This is a genomic window from Desulfovibrionales bacterium (assembly GCA_028715605.1).
Lineage (GTDB): Bacteria > Desulfobacterota > QYQD01 > QYQD01 > QYQD01 > QYQD01.
This window is the reverse complement of sequence record JAQURM010000005.1, coordinates 92,534-111,203: the sequence shown is the minus strand read 5'-3', so window position 1 is coordinate 111,203 and position 18,670 is coordinate 92,534. Positions and strand designations below refer to the sequence as shown.

Sequence of the window (18,670 nt, the reverse complement as noted above, 5' to 3'; positions counted from 1 at the left end):
AACAAAGAAACCACAGAGAGCACAGAGGAGGTTCAAGATTCAAAGTTCAAAACTTGAATCAATGATAAATCCCAAAGCTCAAAACGTCACTGGTCATTGGTTAACTCGGGAGAAAGATAGCCCCCTTTTGCCAATGACAAATGACCATTGACTAATGACTCCTAACTTTAGTCATCTGGACTTTGCCGCGCTGTGTCCTCTGTGGTTTCTTTTGCTAACTTGTCAGCAGATGCGCGGGAGCGGTTCGCCGGTAAGCATGTCCACGATTCGGTTACCGCCGATAATGGTTTTCATAAATACCTTACCCGGATGATCGGATATGACCTCGCCAATAATGCAGGCACCTTGGCCATAGGGATTTTTATGCATAATATCAATTAGTTTTCCGGCATCCTGGGCCGCTGCGCAGGCTATCAGTTTGCCCTCATTGGCTAAATAGAGCGGGTCTATTCCTAAGAGTTCGCATGCGGCCTGTACCTCGGGACGAACGGGTATGGTCTCTTCGTGGACACGGATACCTACCCGGGATTGTCCGGCGATTTCATTGAGGGATGTGCCCAGACCGCCACGGGTGGGGTCGCGTAGGACGTTGATTTTCCGGCTCGCCGCCAGCATCTCGGCCACCAGGGTATTTAAGGGAGAGGAATCGCTCTTTAAGGGGGCATCGAATTGCAGGCCTTCCCGGCAGGTAAGGATGGTTATGCCGTGGTCGGCGATGGTGCCGCTCAAGATTATCTTGTCTCCGGGCCTGGCGTTTTGTCCGGAGATGTTGACGTCCGGATCAATTATCCCGATGCCGGCGGTATTTATGAAGACCTTGTCTGTAGCGCCTTTGGGCACAACCTTGGTGTCTCCCGTAGCAATGACTACCCCGGCCTCAGCCGCTGCATTTTTCATGCTGCCGGCTATGGCTTTAAGGTCGGCCATGGAGAACCCTTCTTCTATGATGAACCCGACACTCAGATAGAGCGGCCGGGCCCCGCGCATGGCCAGGTCGTTTACCGTGCCATGTATGGCCAGACTGCCTATATCCCCGCCGGGAAAGAAGATGGGATCGACTACATAAGAATCGGTAGAAAAGGCCAGTTTGGTCCCTCCGATGGTCATAACCGCGCTATCGTTCATTTCTCTGAGGAATTCATTATCAAATTGGGGGAGGAAAAGAGAGGCGATCAACTCATGCGAGGCCCGGCCTCCGCTTCCGTGGTCGAGAAGTATCCGGTCGTGTTTCATAGGATCTCCATAGGCTTAATAATGTATTGCCAAAAGATTTTTACCACAGAGTACACAGAGAACATAAGGATATTAATAAAGATAGCTTCATATTCCGCATCAAGGGAGAGGGAATTTTTACGAAGTTGTCAACGGCCGAACATTTAATCATGATATTTGTAATAGGCTGCACATGTCCCTTCGGTCGAGACCATACAGGGGCCATAGGGATTGGAAGGCGTACAGACCTGCCGGTAAAGGACGCAGTCAAGCGGGGTTTTGACGCCCCGCAGTATGTCCCCACAACTGCAACCGGGATGATCCTGGGCCTTAGGCACGGTTAGATCGAACCTTGTCTCAATATCCAGGGCGCGGTAATTATTCCTTAATCTTAAGCCGCTATCAGGTATAGTGCCAAGCCCGCGCCATGGCGCATCGCAGGTCTCAAAGACCTCCGAGAGCAGGGCCAGCGCCTTCTCATTGCCGGTGAAGTTGACCGCCCTCCGGTACTGTATCTCCACTATAGCCTTTCCCTCTTCAATCTGGGACAATAACATGTAAATGGTCTGCAATATATCTACGGGTTCGAAGCCGGCCACTACGCAGGGGATGTGATATTTATCGGCGACCGGCCGGTAGGCATCCGCGCCAATGATGACGGAGACATGACCCGGGCAGATGAAACCGTCGATGGCCAGCTCTCCGCCGGCCAAGAGGGCCTCCATAGCCGGGGGGATAATCTTATGGGCCGGGAGGATATAAAAGTTGTTGATTCCTTCTTTTTTGGCCTCTTTTACTGCCGCGGCAATAGTCGGCGCAGTGGTCTCAAAGCCCACCGCCAGGAAAACAACCGTGCGGGATGGATTCCGGCGGGCGATGTCCAGGGCGTCAAATGTGGAATAGACCACGCGGATATCTGCCCCATCCGCCCGCTCCTTCTGCAGGGATGACGAGGACCCCGGCACGCGCACCAGGTCGCCAAAGGTAGCAACAATCGTATCCTTTTGTTGGCCGAGCTTGATAAACTTGTCTATTTCCTCCGTGGCCGTGACACAGACAGGGCAGCCGGGGCCGGACAGCAGGGTAATAGAGGGCGGCAGCAGGCTTCGTATCCCGCTTCTGAATATAGAAACGGTGTGGGTTCCGCAAACCTCCATAAGCCTGACCGGCCGGTGTGACAACGCCTTTATTTTATCTATTAACTTCCCGGCTAGATGCGGATCGCGGTATTCATCGAGATGTTTCATCGGCAAATATTTCCTCAAAGTATTGCAGGGTGATTTTGGCCTCTTCTTCGTCAATGCAGTGGATGGCGAATCCGGCGTGTACAATCACATAGTCGCCTACCGTAGGCGTCCTGTCAATAACGTCCAGGCGTACTGCCTTGCGCGTGCCGCCCATATCCACCACGGCTGTATTTTCCTTAAGCTCCAGGACTTGCATAGGTACGGCCAGACACATAATGAGATACTCCTTGTGTTATGTTTCACCGCTTCTTTTCTTCTCCATAGCGTATGCGGCTACGGCCTGACCCAGGGATATTCCTCCATCATTTGCCGGTACAAGGCGATGACTATAAACTTTAAATTTATTCTTAAGTAAGAGTTTCGTCAAGCCGGTCAAGAGAGTCATATTTTGGAAAACACCGCCGCTTAAGGCCACACGGTTAATACCCGCTTCAGCCCTGACTTTCAAACATAAGTCTGTGAATATATGGGCCAGGGTGTGGTGAAATTTATTCGCGATAAGTCCTTTTTTTGTTCCTGCCTGTATGTCCGTCACGATCTGCTCAATAATGGGTTTGGTATTCACAACCCATCTATTGTCCTTTTGGGGGATATTATAGTCATAAGCTATTACGCTTTTGTTACTTGTGATAGACATTTCCAATTCTATTGCGGCCTGTCCCTCATAAGCCACCTTGTACCGCAGACCCAACAGGGCAGCAACACCATCAAAGAGACGGCCACAACTTGAAGTCAGGGGGGTGTTGACCTTTTTCGTAATGGCTGCGGTTAAAAAGGACAGGATTTTTTTATCGTGACTTTTCACAAATGGGATATCCAGGGTCAGGAAGTCCTCCCCATAGGTCTGGTAGAGATAACTTACCGCCATGCGCCATGGTTGTTTGATGGCGGCGACTCCGCCGGGTAAGGGGACGTAATCCAGGTGCCCGGCCCTCTCGAATGAGTCCCGGCGGGCTATCAGTATTTCGCCTCCCCAGATAGCGCCGTCTGTGCCATAGCCGGTACCGTCCATAGCCAGACCGATCACCTCTTCATTTAAGCCGTGTTCGGCCATACAACTGACAATATGGGCATGGTGATGCTGGACGCCGTATTTGGTCAGGTCATTTTGGGCCAGGGCGTATTTGGTGCTTAAATACTCCGGGTGGAGGTCATAGGCAGTGATCCGGGGGGTGATTGCCAGGATGCGCTTGAGATGTTCAATGACCTCGGTAAAAGATTCCAGTGTCTCCAGGTTTTCCAGGTCACCGATATGCTGGCTGAGAAAGGTGTTTTGCCCTTTAGTCAGGCAAATAGTATTTTTTAATTCGGCCCCGCAGGCCAGGATTTCCGGTTCGCCCCGGTCGAAGATGTCCGCCTCACTCTGGCGGATGCGAATCTGCCTATGGCACGACATATTTTCTTTAAGTATTATCGGCACAGGGACATAGCCGCGGGCCCGGCGGACAGGGTGGGCCTTTCCTCTATTAACCCGCACCACCGAGTCATCGCAGCGCATATAGATATCCCGGTCGTGCATAAGGAAGTAGTCTGCAATATGGCCCAGGCGACGGAAGGCCTCATCGTTGCCGATGGCAATGGGTTCTTCACTCAGGTTGCCGCTGGTCATGACCAGCGCCGTGAACCCTTGTTTCAGCAGTAAGTAATGCAGGGGTGTGTAGGGGAGCATGACCCCCAAATATTTATTATGCGGGGCCACTCCGGCAGAGATGGCAGGGCGCGGCCTTTTTTTTAAAAGGACAATGGGGCGCTGCGGCGATGCGAGAACCTTTGATTCGTAAGAATTTACCCGGGCGTAGGTTTCTATGGTTTCAACATCCGGAGACATAAGGGCCAGAGGCTTTTCCTCACGGTGCTTGCGTTGGCGAAGGGTATGCACGGCTTCGTCTATTGTGGCGTCAACTACCAGGTGAAATCCCCCCAGGCCTTTTATAGCCAGGATTTTACCCTGGCGCAGGAGGTTGGCCGCTTGAATGACAGGGTCTTTGCAGACTACACGGTTTTTATTCGCGTCGTAAAGAGTTACCCGGGGGCCGCAGGTCCAGCAGGCATTGGGCTGGGCATGAAAACGGCGGTTAAGGGGGTCGCGGTATTCGGCCTCACATTCCGGGCACATGGGAAATGACTTCATAGAGGTCTTGGGGCGGTCGTAAGGTATATCTTCGATAATGGTATAACGGGGCCCGCAATTGGTGCAGTTGATGAAGGGATAGCCATAGCGGCGGTTCTTAATATCCAGGAGTTCGGCCAGACAATCATCGCAGACACAGATGTCCGGGGAGATAAGGGTGGAGCGGCCTTCTGAGGCCTGACTTTTATGGATGCTAAAATCGCTGTATCCGGCCCGGGGATGTTCGGATTTCTCCAGGGCGGTGATATTCGCCAGGGGAGGGGATTCAGACCGGATGGCCTTTAAAAAAGAGTCTATGGACGGGGACTCTCCTTCGACGTCAATATCTACGCCGTGGGAGGTGTTGGTTACATAGCCCTTTAGGTTGTACCGGTGAGCCAGTTGATAAATAAAAGGACGAAACCCCACGCCCTGCACTATCCCATGGACGGTGGCCTTGACCCGGCGGGTTACTTTTTCTTTGTCTGCTGTCTGATCCATTTATACCAGTTTTCCAGGCCCTCCCCGGTGCGACAGGAGACCTCGAATATCTTTATCTTTGGGTTCAGTTTAAGGACGGCCTTCTTTATATTGTTTATCTTGCAGTTTGTGTATGGCAGGAGGTCGATCTTGTTTATTAAAAGGACCGTTGATTCGCGGAACATGACCGGATACTTGAGCGGCTTGTCGTCGCCCTCGGTCACGCTCAGGATCATGGCCTTCACGTTTTCACCTATGTCAAACTCCGCCGGGCATACCAGGTTCCCCACGTTTTCTACGATAAGGAGGTCAAGGTTATCCAGGTCCAGGTGGGCGAGGACATTCTGAATCATGTTGGCGTCCAGGTGGCAACCTCCATCAGTGTTAATCTGTATGGCCTGAACCCCTTTTTTGGCTATGCGCCTGGCATCGACCGAGGATTGTATATCCCCTTCTATTACCGCCATACGCAATCTGTCCTTCAGCGCTTCGACCGTATTTTCCAAAAGGGTGGTCTTCCCCGCGCCTGGGGAACTCATGAGATTTATGGTGAATAGGCCTTTTTCCTTGAATAATTTTCTATTCTTTTGGGCAATGGCCTCGTTAGCCTCCAGGATATTGCGGACGACGGATACTTTCAAAGATTAACCTCCTTTCGTTAGTTATATAAGCGATAAACAATTGTTCACCGCAGAGCACGCGGAGTACGCAGAGAAAATTATTAACAACCAAACCCACCTTACAGTTATTGAGTCCTTCTTTCTTATCCTCCGCGGCCTCTGCGAACTCTGCGGTAATTTAATCATCGCTTTCAATCTCGCAAATGTAAAATTCGCGACCGGTGAGGATGTCGATTTTAAGACCCTGACAACCCGGACAGTTACAGAAAGGGTCTTCTAATATAAATTCCTTTCCGCATTGGGCGCAGCGGCCGGTGATAGGGACGGTCTCTATTTCTAATCTTGCCCCTTCGGCCAGGGTTCCTTTGGTTATTAGCTCAAAACAAAAAGAGAGGGAAGAGGGTTCAACGGCGGTCAACTTGCCCAGTTTAAGCCTTACGACGGATACGCGTTCAATAGCGTTTTTCTCTGCCTCGTTCTGGATGATGTCAAGAATTCCCTGGGCTATGGATAGTTCATGCATGGGTTATCGAATCTCTAACATAATAGCCATTCCGGGGTCAATGAGAACCTTTATTATTGCAAGAAGCTTTCAGCCGTCAGCCTTCGATAGGAGACTAGATTTTTCGTATCACTTTAGTATCTTGAAAATGCTGCAAAACCCAGGACCAAATCCCCCCTCGCCCCCCTTTCCGAAAGGGGGGAGACGTTAAGACCTCCTTTGGGAAAAACGGCGGCCCATCACTTCCCCCTTTTCCGCACTCGGGCGGATTCGCCGGGGCGAAGAAAAAGGGGGATTAAGGGGGATTTTTGAGGCGCTGTTTTCTGGACGATTAGCTCTTTTCAAACAGCTAAAGTGTTACGATTTTTCTTTTTGCTGACAGCGGATTGCTGATAGCTGAAAGCTCATCTTATAGCAACCCCTCTTCGCGGAAGCTGAAAGACCCTTCTTCGCCTACAATTAGGTGGTCGTGGACGGCAATGCCTACGGCCGCGGCCGCCTTTTTTAAGGTCTCTGTCAGGGACAGGTCTTCACTGGAGGGTTTCACGTCACCGCTGGGGTGGTTGTGTACGAAAATCAAGGCAGTGGCCTTATGGTAAATGGCCCTTTCTATTACCTTGCGGGGATAGACCACGGCCTGACTGATGGTGCCTTCCTGGATTATTTCATCGGCCAGCACCTTGTTTTTGGTGTTGAGAAACAGGCAGCGAAAATACTCGTTTTTGAGACCGGCCATGGCCGACCGGCAATAATCGATAAGCGCCCGGGGCGAAGAGATGGTCTCCTTCCTCAGGACTTCTTCTTTTAGGTAAAGATCCGAGCAGTCCCGGACCAGTTTGATTAGTGCGGCGGTGTGTTTACCGAGCCCTTGGATGGCCTGAAGCTCCTCCGGTGTGGCGCTGAGTACGCCCCGAAAGGATTTAAATTCTTTTAGCAGTTTCTTGGCCAGAGGTTTGACATCGCGGCGGGCAAGGGCATAGGTCAGGAGGAGTTCCAGCACCTCATAGACCTGAAGCCCGGCTACGCCATTCTTAAGATAGCGTTCCTTCAGTCGCCGGCGATGACCAATAACGTCTTCTTTGGTATTATCCACAATGGGAAATATCGGCGGAGGTGAGAAAAAGTTAAATGGCGCGGCGAATCCAGAATATTATTTTGGCATCGGATTCGCTGCCAAAAATGAGAAAAGGCCCCGTTGCGCTTGGAAAGTGCTCCTACATTTTGAGGGCGTTTCCACCTAGCTGCATGCGACGTGCAGGCCCGTAGGAGCAGCATCTTGCTGCGATTCTTCGCGGCTGGAGAGCTATTACCGGAGATAGTGATTTCTGAAACGACCTCCTCACGGAAGGAAACCGGTAATAGGAAGAAGAGACAGCGGATTTCTGCTTATAGAAAACATTTGACAATTCCGATGCATACAGCAAAGATATGAGAGCCGTAACAGAGATCGGCAACATATTTGTCAGGGGGAGATTCCGGCACTTCAGCCATTTGTAGCTGTGCCACGCACGGGGTGGGAAGAAGTGGAATATTCGAAACATCTTGGATAATCCCAAGATCTGGAGGGTCAAATGAGGGTAAAATAAAACAAACAAAACACAAACATAGAAAATCCAAACAATCCTTTTTAAAGGAGACGCACCATGTCTAAAAAGTTTACCGCAATAATTACCAAGGAAGAGAAGTGGTATGTTGCTCATTGTGTGGAATTGGGTGTTGTAAGTCAGGGTAAGACGATTGAGGAGGCCCAGTCAAACCTTAAGGAAGCAGTAGAACTCTATCTTGAGAGTTTTGGAAGCGAAGACCTGCCGGAAAGTACGGGTGAAGTAGTTCTCTATCCTTTCGAGGTTGCTGCCAATGCCTAAACTTCCCATTATTTCTGGCAAGGAAATGGTTCGTGCTCTTGAAAAGTATGGATTTCATGTGGTGCGCCGGAAGGGTAGCCATATAAGTCTGCAGAAAGAGGCTTATAAGACTGTTGTGCCTCTCCATGATGAACTTGCCAAAGGAACAATCCTTGGCATTTTGAAACAATGTGGCCTTCGAAAGGAAGACCTTTTAGGTCTCATCAAAAAACAGCGCGGGTAGTATTATGGCACACGAAAGAACAGCTACTTTTCAAAGGTTATGGAACTACTGCAAGGTGCTCTGAAATGACGGGGTGAGCAATGGAGAATATCAGCGGGCGGAGAGAAAAGGCTAGTGCTGTGTACCAAGTAATGGGATAACAGGGTCATAGGAGAATATGAGGGCCGTAACAGAGATCGGCAACATATTTGTCAGGGGGGAGATTCCGGCATTCAGGCAGCCCGCCTTGGCGGGCCGAGGACGGAAGTAGAATATCCGAAACAGGTGTTGATATTCTCCACTAAATAGGATTATGTCCGTGGAGCCAAACCGCTCATTGCAGGTATGTAGAAAGAACAAAGAAAAGAGCTATCATTCAAAAAGTTATTAAAATTAAATCAGTTATGTTTGAGGAATCAATAATTCACAAAATAATCGACGCTTGGTCGGATGATCAGACTCATCCTCATAGGGGTAGAAAGCAAAAACCACTTCCTCATCTTCAAGATATACGCATTATCGTAGAGAAAAGTTTTTTGGCGAGCTTAAAACGTGAAGAAGATAGGCCAATAACTTTTAGCATTACGCTTTTATATAAGAACTCTATTATGGAAGAACAATCTTTTGGCCGGAAACAACTTATTATGCCATTTGAGGAAAGTCTTCCATTTAAAGAGGACTCTATCGCAAAAATTGCGCCTGCATTTGATCTTGTAAATTCTTCTTTAATTGTTGCTCCAAAAGACGAAACGCGAATTGAATATGAAATCTGGGGTGTAATGTTCTATAGACCCCACCGTAGCAGATTTACCGAAAACTCGTTTGCCTTTACAGATTTTGATTATTTTCGTCCAGATGTTATAACAGTGACAGCTACTTCCCCGGGATCACTTTTGATTTCTCGTGAAGATTCAATAATCGGTCGGTTCATAAATGGGAGCTTTGAACGTTCAACACCAAGTCCTATTGGGTATGCTTTGGTACCATATCTTTTAGATGCGATTAAAAGCCACGAGGGATTCAGAAAATTTCAAAATAAATACTGGCTATTTTATCGTGAAGCGCTCCTTTATTTATTATTTCAAGCGGCTAAACGTGGTCATGGAGGAACGATAGTCTTATTGCCGAGCAATAAAATTGAACAATATGAAAATGTTATCGTATCAAAATACGTTTTAAAAGAAAGCTTCAAATTAAATGAACTGATAGTAAAAGTGTTAAGCCTACATAGTGGGGATATTGCCGCAAGATCTGGATTAAATAAAATATTTGCTGAAAGACTAGACTTTTTAGCTCAGTCGTCATGTATTGATGGCGCACTAATAATAACCGCAGATTTAGATATCCTATCATTTGGTTCTACACTTGACGCTCCAAAGTGGGGCGGTAGCATTATAAAAGGACCTGATGGGCTTGGATCAAATGGATTCGAAACAGGAGGAGAAGCTATCGATGTTTCTAAGCTTGGGACTAAACACAATTCAGCAATAAATTTTGCCGGTGCGTGTCCGGATAGTATTGTCTTTGTCATATCCCAAGATGGACCTATCAGGTTAATTCTTCGGAAAAATGAAGAAAAAATAATTTTATACTGGCCCGATTGTCTTACCTCTATGTTCGTAGAAATATAGAGGGTGAGATGAATAATTAGGGAAAGTCATAAAGAAAGGAGAATGTCCTCATTACTTAGAAGGAGACATAAAATTTATAAGTTATTTTGTCATCGCCCACAAAGCAGTAGGACGGCGACTATTTAAAAGGACTTGCCCGCAACGGCAGATAACAGCGGGTTGGCGTTTACACCCTTCGGAAAATTGAGGTAATAAATGAATACCGCAAAAAAGTACTTTCAAAAACAGCTTTCTGTTCCTGAATTTAAACAGTCCTATATGGAAGAGAAAGTTAAACTGGACATCGAATATCAATTAGAAGAATTGAAGAAAGATATTCAGTCCTGTAAACCCAGTGAAGAAATTATTAAGAAAATTGATCGTATCGAGAAGTATGTTTTGTCTGCCTGAATTGCAAAGGCACTTTTGTTTTTAAAGACTGCCCGCGCCGGACAGATAACAACAGGTTCGCGCAAAGGGCCTGACGGCAAACAAACAGTCTTCATATTGGATTCCTTGACCGTGGCCTGTTTGTTTCGCAAAGCCATCCCGATAGGCAAGACATCGCTCGGCCGGCTTCGGGATGCTTCCCGGGAGGGAAGGGAGTAATAATCGAAAAATCAGGCAGTAGGAGGGTTAGTGAAAATCCCTGCCGGTTTTGCCTATCGGGCTGGCGGGTTGGTGGCAGTTCAGCCGCTCCAATCAACCGTTACAGGCTTCAAAAAGGGAAGTACGTGTTGCTCGCGACATCGCCTATCTCACGGTTTAGCGGCTTCGCTGAAATGCCCCTTCGGGGCATATCGCCAACCCGCCAGCCCGTTAGGCGACATGTTTCTTTAGAACATATTTAAAAGAGTGGTATTATAAAATGAGATGGTTTAAGGACTTATATGATAGGAACGTGCGCCTTACTGATGAGCGTCTTGAACACTTTGAGAATGACCATCCGGAAATGGCTGGTCAAATTGACAAGGTTGCAGAAACGTTATCACATCCGGAGATTGTTGTCAGATCGAAGACAGATTCAGAAGCGGAACTCTTTTATCGCCATTACCTGATGACTCCTGCTGATGAGAAATATCTGTGTGTTATCGTGAAGGTAAGAGTTGATGATGTTTTTATATTGACGGCGTATTTTACGGACACTATCAAAAAAGGAGATGTGTTATGGGAGAAGCAATAAAAGTTTGGTATGACAAAGAAGGGGATTATCTTGAAGTTCTCTTTGAACGAAAGACGGGCTATTTCAAAGAAACAGAAAATGACGCAGTGATGGAAAAAGTAGATAATGAAGGGAATGTCATTGGATTTTCCATATTGAAAGTCAGTACGCTGAAAGAGCAAACACCTCTCTCAATCGAACTGAAGAAACACGTCGCCTAACACAGTGCAAAAACGGCAGATAAAAGAGTGCTTGAGGTTAACATCCAAAGGCTTCGCCCTTCTCAGGCACTCAAAACGGCAGGCGACATAGTAGATAATAAAAAAGATGGCTTCTAAGGATAAAATAGTTTAGAAATATGTGTTAAGACCCATAGGGAGTGGGCATACCGGATGTGTACAGTTAGACTGGAGGAAAGCGTATGAAGGTAGAAGAGGTAATGAACAAAAAGATAGAGTACATAGAACCCGAGTCCACGGTGTACGATGCCATAGAAAAGATGGTTGATAAAAGGATCCGGTCTTTACTGGTAAATCCCAAGGATGAGCAGGATGTTTATGGATTAATTACGGTAAGAGATATTGTGTTTAAGATCATAAATAAGAATCTTAACCCAAGGAAAATAAAGGTCGGAGAAATTACTTCCAAGCCATTGGTATGTGTTACCAAAGACATGCCCATCGAACATGTCATGGCCTTGATGGAAAAGTTCAATATTGCCAGGGTCATTGTGTGTGAAGAAGGCAAAGTCCGCGGGGTTGTATCTTTATTTGATGTCATGGCTGGTTCGCTGATAGAGAAAGCAATAGAGGGGCATAGTGCTTAAAGAACTGTTTCTGGGCGGCAAGAAGGAACTGGAAGTCGTAGATAAGATGAAGAAACACATGGGGTTTCTTTGTTCAGCCTGTACGACCCTTAAGACCGCGATAGAGAACCGGGATAAGGAGTTAATATCGAGTGTCTCCGATTTGGAAAGAGAGGGAGATATAGTCCGGAGGGAGATATTTTCAAATATCTATGAAGGGGCCTTTTTACCGTTTCTACGGCCTAATATATGCAGATTCGTGGAGATAGTAGATAATGCCTTGGACGTAACGAAAGATGCGGCTATTGAATACACGGATTTAGAGTTAGATGAAGAAACAAAGGATGACTGTGCCAGAATTGCGGACATCAGTGCGAAGATGTGCGAGATGCTTTTAGCGGCCATTGAGACATTATCCGGACGTGCTGACTTGAGGGAAAAAAGCCTGGCTATTAGAATTTATGAAAAGAAGGTTGATGAGATAGAATTTGACCTGCTCAAAAGGCTCCGGACAAAAGAGATTAAAAACTTCTGGGAGGGCAAAGCACTCTCTGATTTTATACATGACCTTACCAGTACAAGCGATTTAATCGAAGACGCCAGCGATTATCTGCAGATAATAAATATAAGCCTACGATGATCTCACCTATTGAATGCAACCGATTCCGCTTATAGCCAGCCTTCTCATAGCTCTTAGTGTCGGTTCCAACGACACCTCCAATGCCCTGGGAATATGTATAGGATGCAGGATAATATCCTTTAGAAGGGCTGTAATCCTGTTCGGGGTATTCGTTCTGGTTGGAATACTGTTGCAAGGCCGAAAGGTGATGAAGACTGTTGGGAAAGATATCGTAGAAATGGATTTGCGTATTTTGGGGATATCTTTGCTTGTATCCGCCATTTTGATCATTATTTCCAACTGGAAGAGGCTGCCGGTTTCCACCCATCAGGTAATAATCGGAAGCTTAACCGGCTCTGGAACCGCCCTGGGGGCAGACGTGAACTACGGATCACTTTTTGAGATTCTTCTTTCGTGGGCCATATCTCCCCTGGCGGCCTTTTTTGCGTCATTGATAATATACCGGGCAATGGAAAAGACCCTCTCCAAACTACCCTTCCTGCAAATTGAAAGGATTATCAGGGTGCTCTTGCTCGCAAGCGGGATTATCATAGCCTACACTACCGGAGCTAATGAACTTGCTACCATCCTGGGACCGATCATTCATACCGGTTTGATCGATGAGACATGGGCATTTTTAGGAGGCGCTTTTTTAGTGTTCCTTGGCGCCGTACTTTTAAGCAACCGGATAATAGAGACTATCGGAAGTGGGATAACGGCACTAGACCCTTATTCAGGATTTGCCGCGCAGTTTGGCGCCGGGTGTTGCGTTTTTCTTTTTACTTCCCTGGGCATGCCGATTTCAACAACCTATTGCATTATTGGTGGAATTACCGGCATCGGGATGCTAAAAGGAACCGGCACTGTAAGTGTTAATCTACTAAAAAAGATAGCTTTAAGCTGGATTCTGGCGCCTGCTCTAGCCTTTTTAACTTGTTTCACAATCATTAGAACTCTGATCTGATCCCTTCTTTAAAATTCTTGACATGCTTGTGAGAACCATAATAGAGTCCTGAACATAAGCTGCAAAGGTTAAGGCTCAAAGCTGAAAGCCCAATTTTGATATTTAGTCCTTTGGTTTTGATTTGAACTTTGACATGCATAGCGAGCGCATTCCCCGCTGCTTGCAACGGGGTTAGCGAGCGAATACGATGCATTTTACCTTGGATACGGAGATTCCCCGCAGCAAGCTGCGGGGAGCTTCAATTTTGGAATTAGAAATCAACTGAGCAGGACGTTATGTTAGAACACTTTTTCAGCCCCCGTTCCGTAGCTGTAGTCGGCGCTTCACGTCAGCCGGGCAAGGTCGGGTATGACGTCTTAAAAAACATGATGAGCTATGGGTATCAGGGGCAGATTTATCCCGTTAATCCCGCTGCCACGGAGATACTGGGCACTAAAGCCTACCCGAACTTGGCCTCCGTACCCGGCCCGGTTGACCTGGCCGTAATTTGCGTGCCTGCGCCGCATGTAATTCAGATAGTCGAGGAATGCGCGGCCCAAAAAATCGACTCGATAGTGGTTATAACGGCGGGATTCAAGGAGGTCGGGCCGGAAGGGGCCCGGCTGGAGCGCGAATTAAAGGATGCCATCAATAGATACGGCATACGTATGGTCGGCCCCAATTGTGTCGGCCTGATCGATACAGCCTCCGGGGTTAACGCCTCTTTTGCGGCAGGCATGCCGCTTAAAGGCAACATCGGCTTTTTTTCCCAATCCGGGGCCTTGTGTGTGGCTATCCTGGACTGGTCTCTGGCCGAAGACATCGGCTTTTCCAAGTTCGTCAGCCTGGGAAATAAGACGGATATCTCCGAGATCGAGATGCTGATGGCCCTGTCGGAAGACCCGGAGACCAAGGTTGTCCTGGGGTATCTGGAGGGCATAACTGACGGCCTGGCCTTTATGGACGTGGCCAGGGCGATCTCCAAAAGGAAGCCGGTTATTCTCATCAAATCAGGCACCACGGCCTCCGGCGCCAAGGCAGCGTCCTCGCATACCGGCGCGCTGGCCGGCTCGGATGCGGCGTTTCAGGCCGCCTTTCGCCAGAGCGGCGTCATTCGCGCCCATTCCATCAACGATCTTTTCAATTATGCCATGGCCTTTGCCTACCAGCCTTTGCCTAAAGGCCCCAATATAGCCATTATCACCAACTCCGGCGGGCCGGGTATAATAGCCGCGGATGCCTGTGACCGTTCCAATCTCATACTGGCCTCCTTAAACAAGGAGACCATAGATAAGCTCCGAAAAATACTGCCGCCTATCGCCTCCTTTTATAACCCGGTGGATATTATCGGCGATGCGGGAGCGGAGCGTTACCGTGATACCCTGGCCATCATACAGGCAGACGATCAGGTGCACGCCATCCTGATCTTGCTGACACCCACGGCTATGGTTGATGTGGCTGAGACGGCCAAGGCTGTTGCCGGACTTGCGAAACAATCGCCGAAACCGGTCTTTGCTTCCTTTCTGGGGAAGAAACGTGTAGAAGAAGGGATAAAAATATTATTACGGGAGGGCATCCCGCATTATAATTATCCTGAAGATGCCATAGCCGCTATGGATAGTATGTACCGCCAGCGTTTATGGGTGGATGAGCCCCCACGCACGCATCTTTGTTACCGGGCGGATCGGGACAAGGTATGGCAGATATTTGACCGGGTGCGCGATGAAAACCGTAATCAACTTATAGAAGCTGAGGCGCGGGAAGTTCTTCAGGCCTATGGTTTTAAGGTTCCGGCCAATATCCTGGCCCGTACCTCAAGGGAGGCGGTGGCTGCTGCCGATAGTATCGGGTATCCCGTAGTTATGAAGATTGCCGCACACCAGATTATTCACAAGAGTGACATAGGCGGCGTTATTCTTGGCATTAATACGGCAAAAGAGGTAGAGAGGGCGTTTTTTGAGATTACCTCACGGGCACGGGCCAGGGCTCCTCAGGCCCCTATCCTCGGGGTGATGGTACAGGAGATGATTATAGGGGGTAGAGAGGTCATCCTGGGTCTGAGTAAGGATCCGCAGTTCGGGACGTTGATTATGTTCGGCTTAGGTGGTGTTTATGTAGAAGTACTTAAGGATGTGTCTTTCCGTGTGGCGCCTTTAGCCAGGGAAGATGCCCATGAGATGGTGAGGGAGATAAGGTCTTTTCCCCTTTTACGCGGGGTGCGGGGAGAACAATCTGCAGATATTGAGGCCGTTGAGGAAGCCCTGCTTATAATGTCTCAACTGGCCCAGGATTTTCCGGAAATTGTGGAAGCCGACGTAAATCCCCTGCTGGCCAAATCCAGGGGCGAAGGGGTTATAGCGGTTGATGCCAGGTTTACCATAAGGGGGGCCTAAGTATGGTTACATTATATGTAAGTTCTACGGCCGGTTATTCCGGCAAGAGTATGGTTACCATGGGTATTGGCGCCCAATTGCAGAAGGACGGTTTTAGTGTCGGCTACCAGAAGCCTGTGGGGATACTGCCGGCAGAGGTTGAAAACATCCTCACGGACAAAGATGCGTGGTTTATATATCGTTTTTTAAAACTTTCCGATCCCCTGGAGCTCGTCTGTCCGGTGGTCATCACTCAGGATGTCTTGATAGACGCCCTGCGTGAGGATATGAAAGGCCTGGATCGCAAGATCGTCAAGGCCTTTAAGTCCCTGGCCATAAACAAGGAGGTTATGATAGTGGGCGGCTCGGGCAGCTTTCATACCGGTAGTTACATGGGCATACCGGCAACTAAATTAGTAAGGAGGCTTGAGGCGAAAATTGTCCTCATCGACCGGTATCGGGGGGATTTCTATGTCGACAGCATACTGGATGCCCAGGATAATTTCAAGGAACACCTCGCCGGTGTCATTTTGAATAATATAACGTCTGAATATATGAGCGATGTACAGGAATTAATAGTACCTTATCTGGAGAAAAAAGGGATAAGTGTCCTGGGGGTAGTGCCTTATGATCCTCTGATGGCCTCGGTCAAGGTGGAATATATAGCGGAGCAGCTTGGCGGGAAAGTCATCTGCTGTCATCATCGCCTGGATAATCTGGTAGAACAGTTTCTGATCGGAGGCATGCAGGTTAACATGTTTTTGGAATATTTCAGAAAGTCTAAGAATGTGGGGGTCATTGTGGGAGGGGATCGGTCGGATATTCAACTGGCTTCCATAGAAGGCGGGGCCAGATGTATTTTGTTGACCGGCAACTTATATCCTAATGACATAATTATCGGGCGGGCTGAGGAAAAGGGAATTCCCATCGTTGTCCTGTCCGGCGACACCTATACTATTGCCAAGAGTATGGAGAAGCTCTCTTTTCGTATAAGGCTGCGTGAGACGGAAAAGGTGGAAAGAGGCGTCCATCTTATTAAGGAATATGTCGATTTTGACCGCCTGTATGCCAAACTTGGTCTAAAGAAAAAATAAACTAAGCATTCAGCTATCAGCCATCAGTAATTAGCTGAAAGCTGAGTGCTGATAGCTGAATGCTTATAAATAAACGAGGTTATGTGGATAATGTCCAAAGAAATAACATTGATGGATGAGGAAGAGATTAACCGTGTTTTGGCCAGAATGGCTCACCAGATCCTGGAGAGGAACAAGGGGGTAGAGGGGCTGGCCCTCGTAGGCATTCGAACCGGTGGTGTTTTTCTGGCCCAGCGTCTGAAGGGAAAAATTATGCATACGGAACAGGCGGATGTGCCTATGGGCATACTGGACATAACCCTTTATCGTGATGACTGGAGCATGATTGGTCGCCAGCCATTAGTTCATAAAACAGAGATAGGTTTCCCTGTCGAGGATCAGAAGATTATCTTAGTGGATGATGTTCTTTTTACCGGGCGCACGGTTAGGGCGGCGCTGGATGCCCTTATGGATTTTGGGCGTCCCAAGGGAGTGGAATTGGCGGTACTTGTGGATCGCGGCCATCGGGAGTTACCCATCGAGCCTCAATATGTGGGCAAAAAAATCAATACCGCCTGTTCCGAGCGGGTAAACGTCTTTTTAAAAGAGTCGGGCGGGGAAGATAAGGTTATCCTGGAGACAGGGACAGGGTTTGAGAAAAGGTGAACAACATCTGGAATTAATTCAAGAATTCTTGACACAGACAAGCTGGTTGCATATATAAGAGCAGTGTTTCCATATTAGAGTTCAGGATCTTATAGCAGGGGAAAGGTCTAATAGGTGGCGATATGAGCCTGGCAATTATTGAGAAAGAAGGACTGCATTTGTTTGTGGCGGAGCTTTTGCGCCAGAAGAATACCGTGGTCGGCGTAAAGGACCAGTCGGCAGTTTCTTCCATACCCGGGGATAGCGGCTTTTACACTTATGCTCCGATTAATTCACCGGGGGAGATGACCCTTTCTTTTGATGTTACGCTTATCCCTCCCAAGAAATACCTCTTACCGGCCTATGAGCAGCTTTTGACCTTTAACCTGTCGCCGGGATCAATCAAGGCGGATGCACCGAAAGAAGAGTTGATTATTTTTGGCGTACACCCGTATGACATTATAGCCATAAACCAGATGGATAAGGTGTTTTCCGCTATTCCTCAGGATAACCACTACCTTGAACGTCGTAAGCGGACTACGATTATCGGCATCGATCCGGTCAAGGTAGCGCCCAGGGCCTTCTGGAGCAGCATGGGGGCTGACACTGTGGCGGGTGGTTTCGATTTGATGTTGACGGATATCGGGCAGTGTTATGTAGTGGATGTGGGCAGCAAGAAAGGGGCTTCGCTTCTCAAGACGGCCCCCCGCACCAGGGAAGCTGCGCCGGCTGAGGTGAAAGAAAGGGACAAGGTACGGGCGGAGGCGAGAAAACGCTGTGATGCCAACCGGTTGAGTTTTTCTTATCTTGAACTCCCATCCCTTTTAGATGGCAATGAGGAACACGTTATCTGGGAGGAAAAGTCCCATCTTTGTTTTAGTTGCGGGACCTGTAACTTAGTATGTCCAACCTGCTACTGTTTTGATGTCCGGGACGATGTCTCCATAGACCTTAAAAAAGGCAGCCGCTATCGTACCTGGGATGGGTGTCTTTTGAGCGACTTTGCCCGGGTAGCGGGCGGCGGTAATTTTCGCGGCCATCGGGCTGACCGCTACCGCCACCGTTTTTATCGTAAGGGGCAGTTCATATACAGGCGTTTTGGCGATATTGCCTGCGTGGGGTGTGGACGTTGTTCCGCACAGTGCCCGTCTGATATAGCCGATCCCGTAACGGTCTTTAATCGTTTGAAGGAGGGTATCTAAT

At 48.2% G+C, this 18,670-nt stretch carries 20 protein-coding genes; 13 read left to right on the top strand and 7 right to left on the bottom strand.

The annotated features are described in order from the left end of the window. Window positions 1–222: 222 nt before the first annotated feature. The 7 genes from hypE to radC form a co-directional block, all read right to left on the bottom strand. Window positions 223–1,233 carry a hydrogenase expression/formation protein HypE gene (gene hypE / locus PHT49_07270; GenBank protein ID MDD5451678.1) on the bottom strand — a complete coding sequence of 337 codons (1,011 nt, stop codon included), beginning with the start codon at window positions 1,231–1,233 and terminating at the stop codon, window positions 223–225. Window positions 1,234–1,376: 143 nt separating this feature from the next. Continuing rightward, window positions 1,377–2,459, bottom strand: coding sequence for a hydrogenase formation protein HypD (hypD, locus tag PHT49_07265; GenBank protein ID MDD5451677.1), 1,083 nt, complete (start codon window positions 2,457–2,459; stop codon window positions 1,377–1,379). Further along, window positions 2,443–2,673, bottom strand: a complete 231-nt coding sequence (locus PHT49_07260; GenBank protein MDD5451676.1) for a HypC/HybG/HupF family hydrogenase formation chaperone — start codon at window positions 2,671–2,673, stop codon at window positions 2,443–2,445. The genes hypD and PHT49_07260 overlap by 17 nt, the downstream gene beginning before the upstream one ends. A gap of 18 nt (window positions 2,674–2,691) precedes the next feature. Further along, window positions 2,692–5,070: a carbamoyltransferase HypF gene (gene hypF, locus PHT49_07255; protein MDD5451675.1), complete on the bottom strand. Its 2,379-nt coding sequence runs from the start codon at window positions 5,068–5,070 to the stop codon at window positions 2,692–2,694. Next, the gene (gene hypB / locus PHT49_07250; protein MDD5451674.1) at window positions 5,040–5,690 is read right to left on the bottom strand and encodes a hydrogenase nickel incorporation protein HypB; all 651 of its coding nucleotides are present in this window, start codon (window positions 5,688–5,690) and stop codon (window positions 5,040–5,042) included. Before hypB ends, hypF begins: the two co-directional genes overlap by 31 nt. 157 nt (window positions 5,691–5,847) lie before the next feature. Then, a complete protein-coding gene (gene hypA / locus PHT49_07245; protein MDD5451673.1) occupies window positions 5,848–6,192 on the bottom strand; it encodes a hydrogenase maturation nickel metallochaperone HypA in 345 nt (114 codons plus the stop codon). A gap of 388 nt (window positions 6,193–6,580) precedes the next feature. Next, complete coding sequence (gene radC, locus PHT49_07240) at window positions 6,581–7,264, bottom strand: DNA repair protein RadC (GenBank protein MDD5451672.1); 684 nt, start codon at window positions 7,262–7,264, stop codon at window positions 6,581–6,583. A gap of 550 nt (window positions 7,265–7,814) precedes the next feature. On the opposite strand from radC, the gene PHT49_07235 reads away from it, so the two are divergent. The 13 genes from PHT49_07235 to PHT49_07175 all read left to right on the top strand — a co-directional run bounded on the left by PHT49_07235 (window position 7,815) and on the right by PHT49_07175 (window position 18,669). Then, window positions 7,815–8,036, top strand: a complete 222-nt coding sequence (locus PHT49_07235) for a type II toxin-antitoxin system HicB family antitoxin (GenBank protein MDD5451671.1) — start codon at window positions 7,815–7,817, stop codon at window positions 8,034–8,036. Beyond that, window positions 8,029–8,259 carry a type II toxin-antitoxin system HicA family toxin gene (locus PHT49_07230; protein MDD5451670.1) on the top strand — a complete coding sequence of 77 codons (231 nt, stop codon included), beginning with the start codon at window positions 8,029–8,031 and terminating at the stop codon, window positions 8,257–8,259. The genes PHT49_07235 and PHT49_07230 overlap by 8 nt, the downstream gene beginning before the upstream one ends. A gap of 383 nt (window positions 8,260–8,642) precedes the next feature. Further along, window positions 8,643–9,869, top strand: coding sequence for a hypothetical protein (locus PHT49_07225; protein ID MDD5451669.1), 1,227 nt, complete (start codon window positions 8,643–8,645; stop codon window positions 9,867–9,869). A gap of 195 nt (window positions 9,870–10,064) precedes the next feature. Then, window positions 10,065–10,259 (top strand): hypothetical protein, encoded by a 195-nt coding sequence (locus tag PHT49_07220; protein MDD5451668.1) that lies wholly within the window; start codon window positions 10,065–10,067, stop codon window positions 10,257–10,259. 457 nt (window positions 10,260–10,716) lie between these two features. Further along, the gene (locus tag PHT49_07215; GenBank protein ID MDD5451667.1) at window positions 10,717–11,031 is read left to right on the top strand and encodes a hypothetical protein; all 315 of its coding nucleotides are present in this window, start codon (window positions 10,717–10,719) and stop codon (window positions 11,029–11,031) included. Continuing rightward, on the top strand, window positions 11,016–11,231 hold the full coding sequence (locus PHT49_07210; protein MDD5451666.1) for a DUF2283 domain-containing protein: 216 nt from the start codon (window positions 11,016–11,018) through the stop codon (window positions 11,229–11,231). The genes PHT49_07215 and PHT49_07210 overlap by 16 nt, the downstream gene beginning before the upstream one ends. Before the next feature lie 200 nt (window positions 11,232–11,431). Further along, window positions 11,432–11,836 carry a CBS domain-containing protein gene (locus PHT49_07205; protein ID MDD5451665.1) on the top strand — a complete coding sequence of 135 codons (405 nt, stop codon included), beginning with the start codon at window positions 11,432–11,434 and terminating at the stop codon, window positions 11,834–11,836. Then, window positions 11,829–12,455, top strand: coding sequence for a TIGR00153 family protein (locus PHT49_07200; protein MDD5451664.1), 627 nt, complete (start codon window positions 11,829–11,831; stop codon window positions 12,453–12,455). Before PHT49_07205 ends, PHT49_07200 begins: the two co-directional genes overlap by 8 nt. 13 nt (window positions 12,456–12,468) lie before the next feature. Further along, the gene (locus PHT49_07195; protein ID MDD5451663.1) at window positions 12,469–13,398 is read left to right on the top strand and encodes an inorganic phosphate transporter; all 930 of its coding nucleotides are present in this window, start codon (window positions 12,469–12,471) and stop codon (window positions 13,396–13,398) included. Window positions 13,399–13,673: 275 nt separating this feature from the next. Next, window positions 13,674–15,770 carry an acetate--CoA ligase gene (locus PHT49_07190; protein MDD5451662.1) on the top strand — a complete coding sequence of 699 codons (2,097 nt, stop codon included), beginning with the start codon at window positions 13,674–13,676 and terminating at the stop codon, window positions 15,768–15,770. A gap of 2 nt (window positions 15,771–15,772) precedes the next feature. Then, the gene (locus tag PHT49_07185) at window positions 15,773–16,843 is read left to right on the top strand and encodes a phosphotransacetylase family protein (protein MDD5451661.1); all 1,071 of its coding nucleotides are present in this window, start codon (window positions 15,773–15,775) and stop codon (window positions 16,841–16,843) included. Window positions 16,844–16,933: 90 nt separating this feature from the next. After that, a complete protein-coding gene (gene pyrR / locus PHT49_07180) occupies window positions 16,934–17,488 on the top strand; it encodes a bifunctional pyr operon transcriptional regulator/uracil phosphoribosyltransferase PyrR (GenBank protein MDD5451660.1) in 555 nt (184 codons plus the stop codon). 122 nt (window positions 17,489–17,610) lie between these two features. Continuing rightward, entirely contained in the window at window positions 17,611–18,669 is a 1,059-nt protein-coding gene (locus PHT49_07175; GenBank protein MDD5451659.1) for a 4Fe-4S dicluster domain-containing protein, read from the top strand. Window position 18,670 lies beyond the last annotated feature (1 nt).

Coding starts and splice junctions, on each gene's coding strand:
- PHT49_07220 (MDD5451668.1), top strand. CDS start 10,065: ATGAATACCGCAAAAAAGTACTTTCAAAAACAGCTTTCTGTTCCTGAA.
- PHT49_07225 (MDD5451669.1), top strand. CDS start 8,643: ATGTTTGAGGAATCAATAATTCACAAAATAATCGACGCTTGGTCGGAT.
- hypD (MDD5451677.1), bottom strand. CDS start 2,459: ATGAAACATCTCGATGAATACCGCGATCCGCATCTAGCCGGGAAGTTA.
- PHT49_07205 (MDD5451665.1), top strand. CDS start 11,432: ATGAAGGTAGAAGAGGTAATGAACAAAAAGATAGAGTACATAGAACCC.
- PHT49_07215 (MDD5451667.1), top strand. CDS start 10,717: ATGAGATGGTTTAAGGACTTATATGATAGGAACGTGCGCCTTACTGAT.
- PHT49_07230 (MDD5451670.1), top strand. CDS start 8,029: ATGCCTAAACTTCCCATTATTTCTGGCAAGGAAATGGTTCGTGCTCTT.
- pyrR (MDD5451660.1), top strand. CDS start 16,934: ATGTCCAAAGAAATAACATTGATGGATGAGGAAGAGATTAACCGTGTT.
- hypF (MDD5451675.1), bottom strand. CDS start 5,070: ATGGATCAGACAGCAGACAAAGAAAAAGTAACCCGCCGGGTCAAGGCC.
- PHT49_07190 (MDD5451662.1), top strand. CDS start 13,674: ATGTTAGAACACTTTTTCAGCCCCCGTTCCGTAGCTGTAGTCGGCGCT.
- PHT49_07210 (MDD5451666.1), top strand. CDS start 11,016: ATGGGAGAAGCAATAAAAGTTTGGTATGACAAAGAAGGGGATTATCTT.
- PHT49_07195 (MDD5451663.1), top strand. CDS start 12,469: ATGCAACCGATTCCGCTTATAGCCAGCCTTCTCATAGCTCTTAGTGTC.
- PHT49_07260 (MDD5451676.1), bottom strand. CDS start 2,673: ATGTGTCTGGCCGTACCTATGCAAGTCCTGGAGCTTAAGGAAAATACA.
- PHT49_07185 (MDD5451661.1), top strand. CDS start 15,773: ATGGTTACATTATATGTAAGTTCTACGGCCGGTTATTCCGGCAAGAGT.
- hypE (MDD5451678.1), bottom strand. CDS start 1,233: ATGAAACACGACCGGATACTTCTCGACCACGGAAGCGGAGGCCGGGCC.
- PHT49_07235 (MDD5451671.1), top strand. CDS start 7,815: ATGTCTAAAAAGTTTACCGCAATAATTACCAAGGAAGAGAAGTGGTAT.
- hypA (MDD5451673.1), bottom strand. CDS start 6,192: ATGCATGAACTATCCATAGCCCAGGGAATTCTTGACATCATCCAGAAC.
- PHT49_07175 (MDD5451659.1), top strand. CDS start 17,611: ATGAGCCTGGCAATTATTGAGAAAGAAGGACTGCATTTGTTTGTGGCG.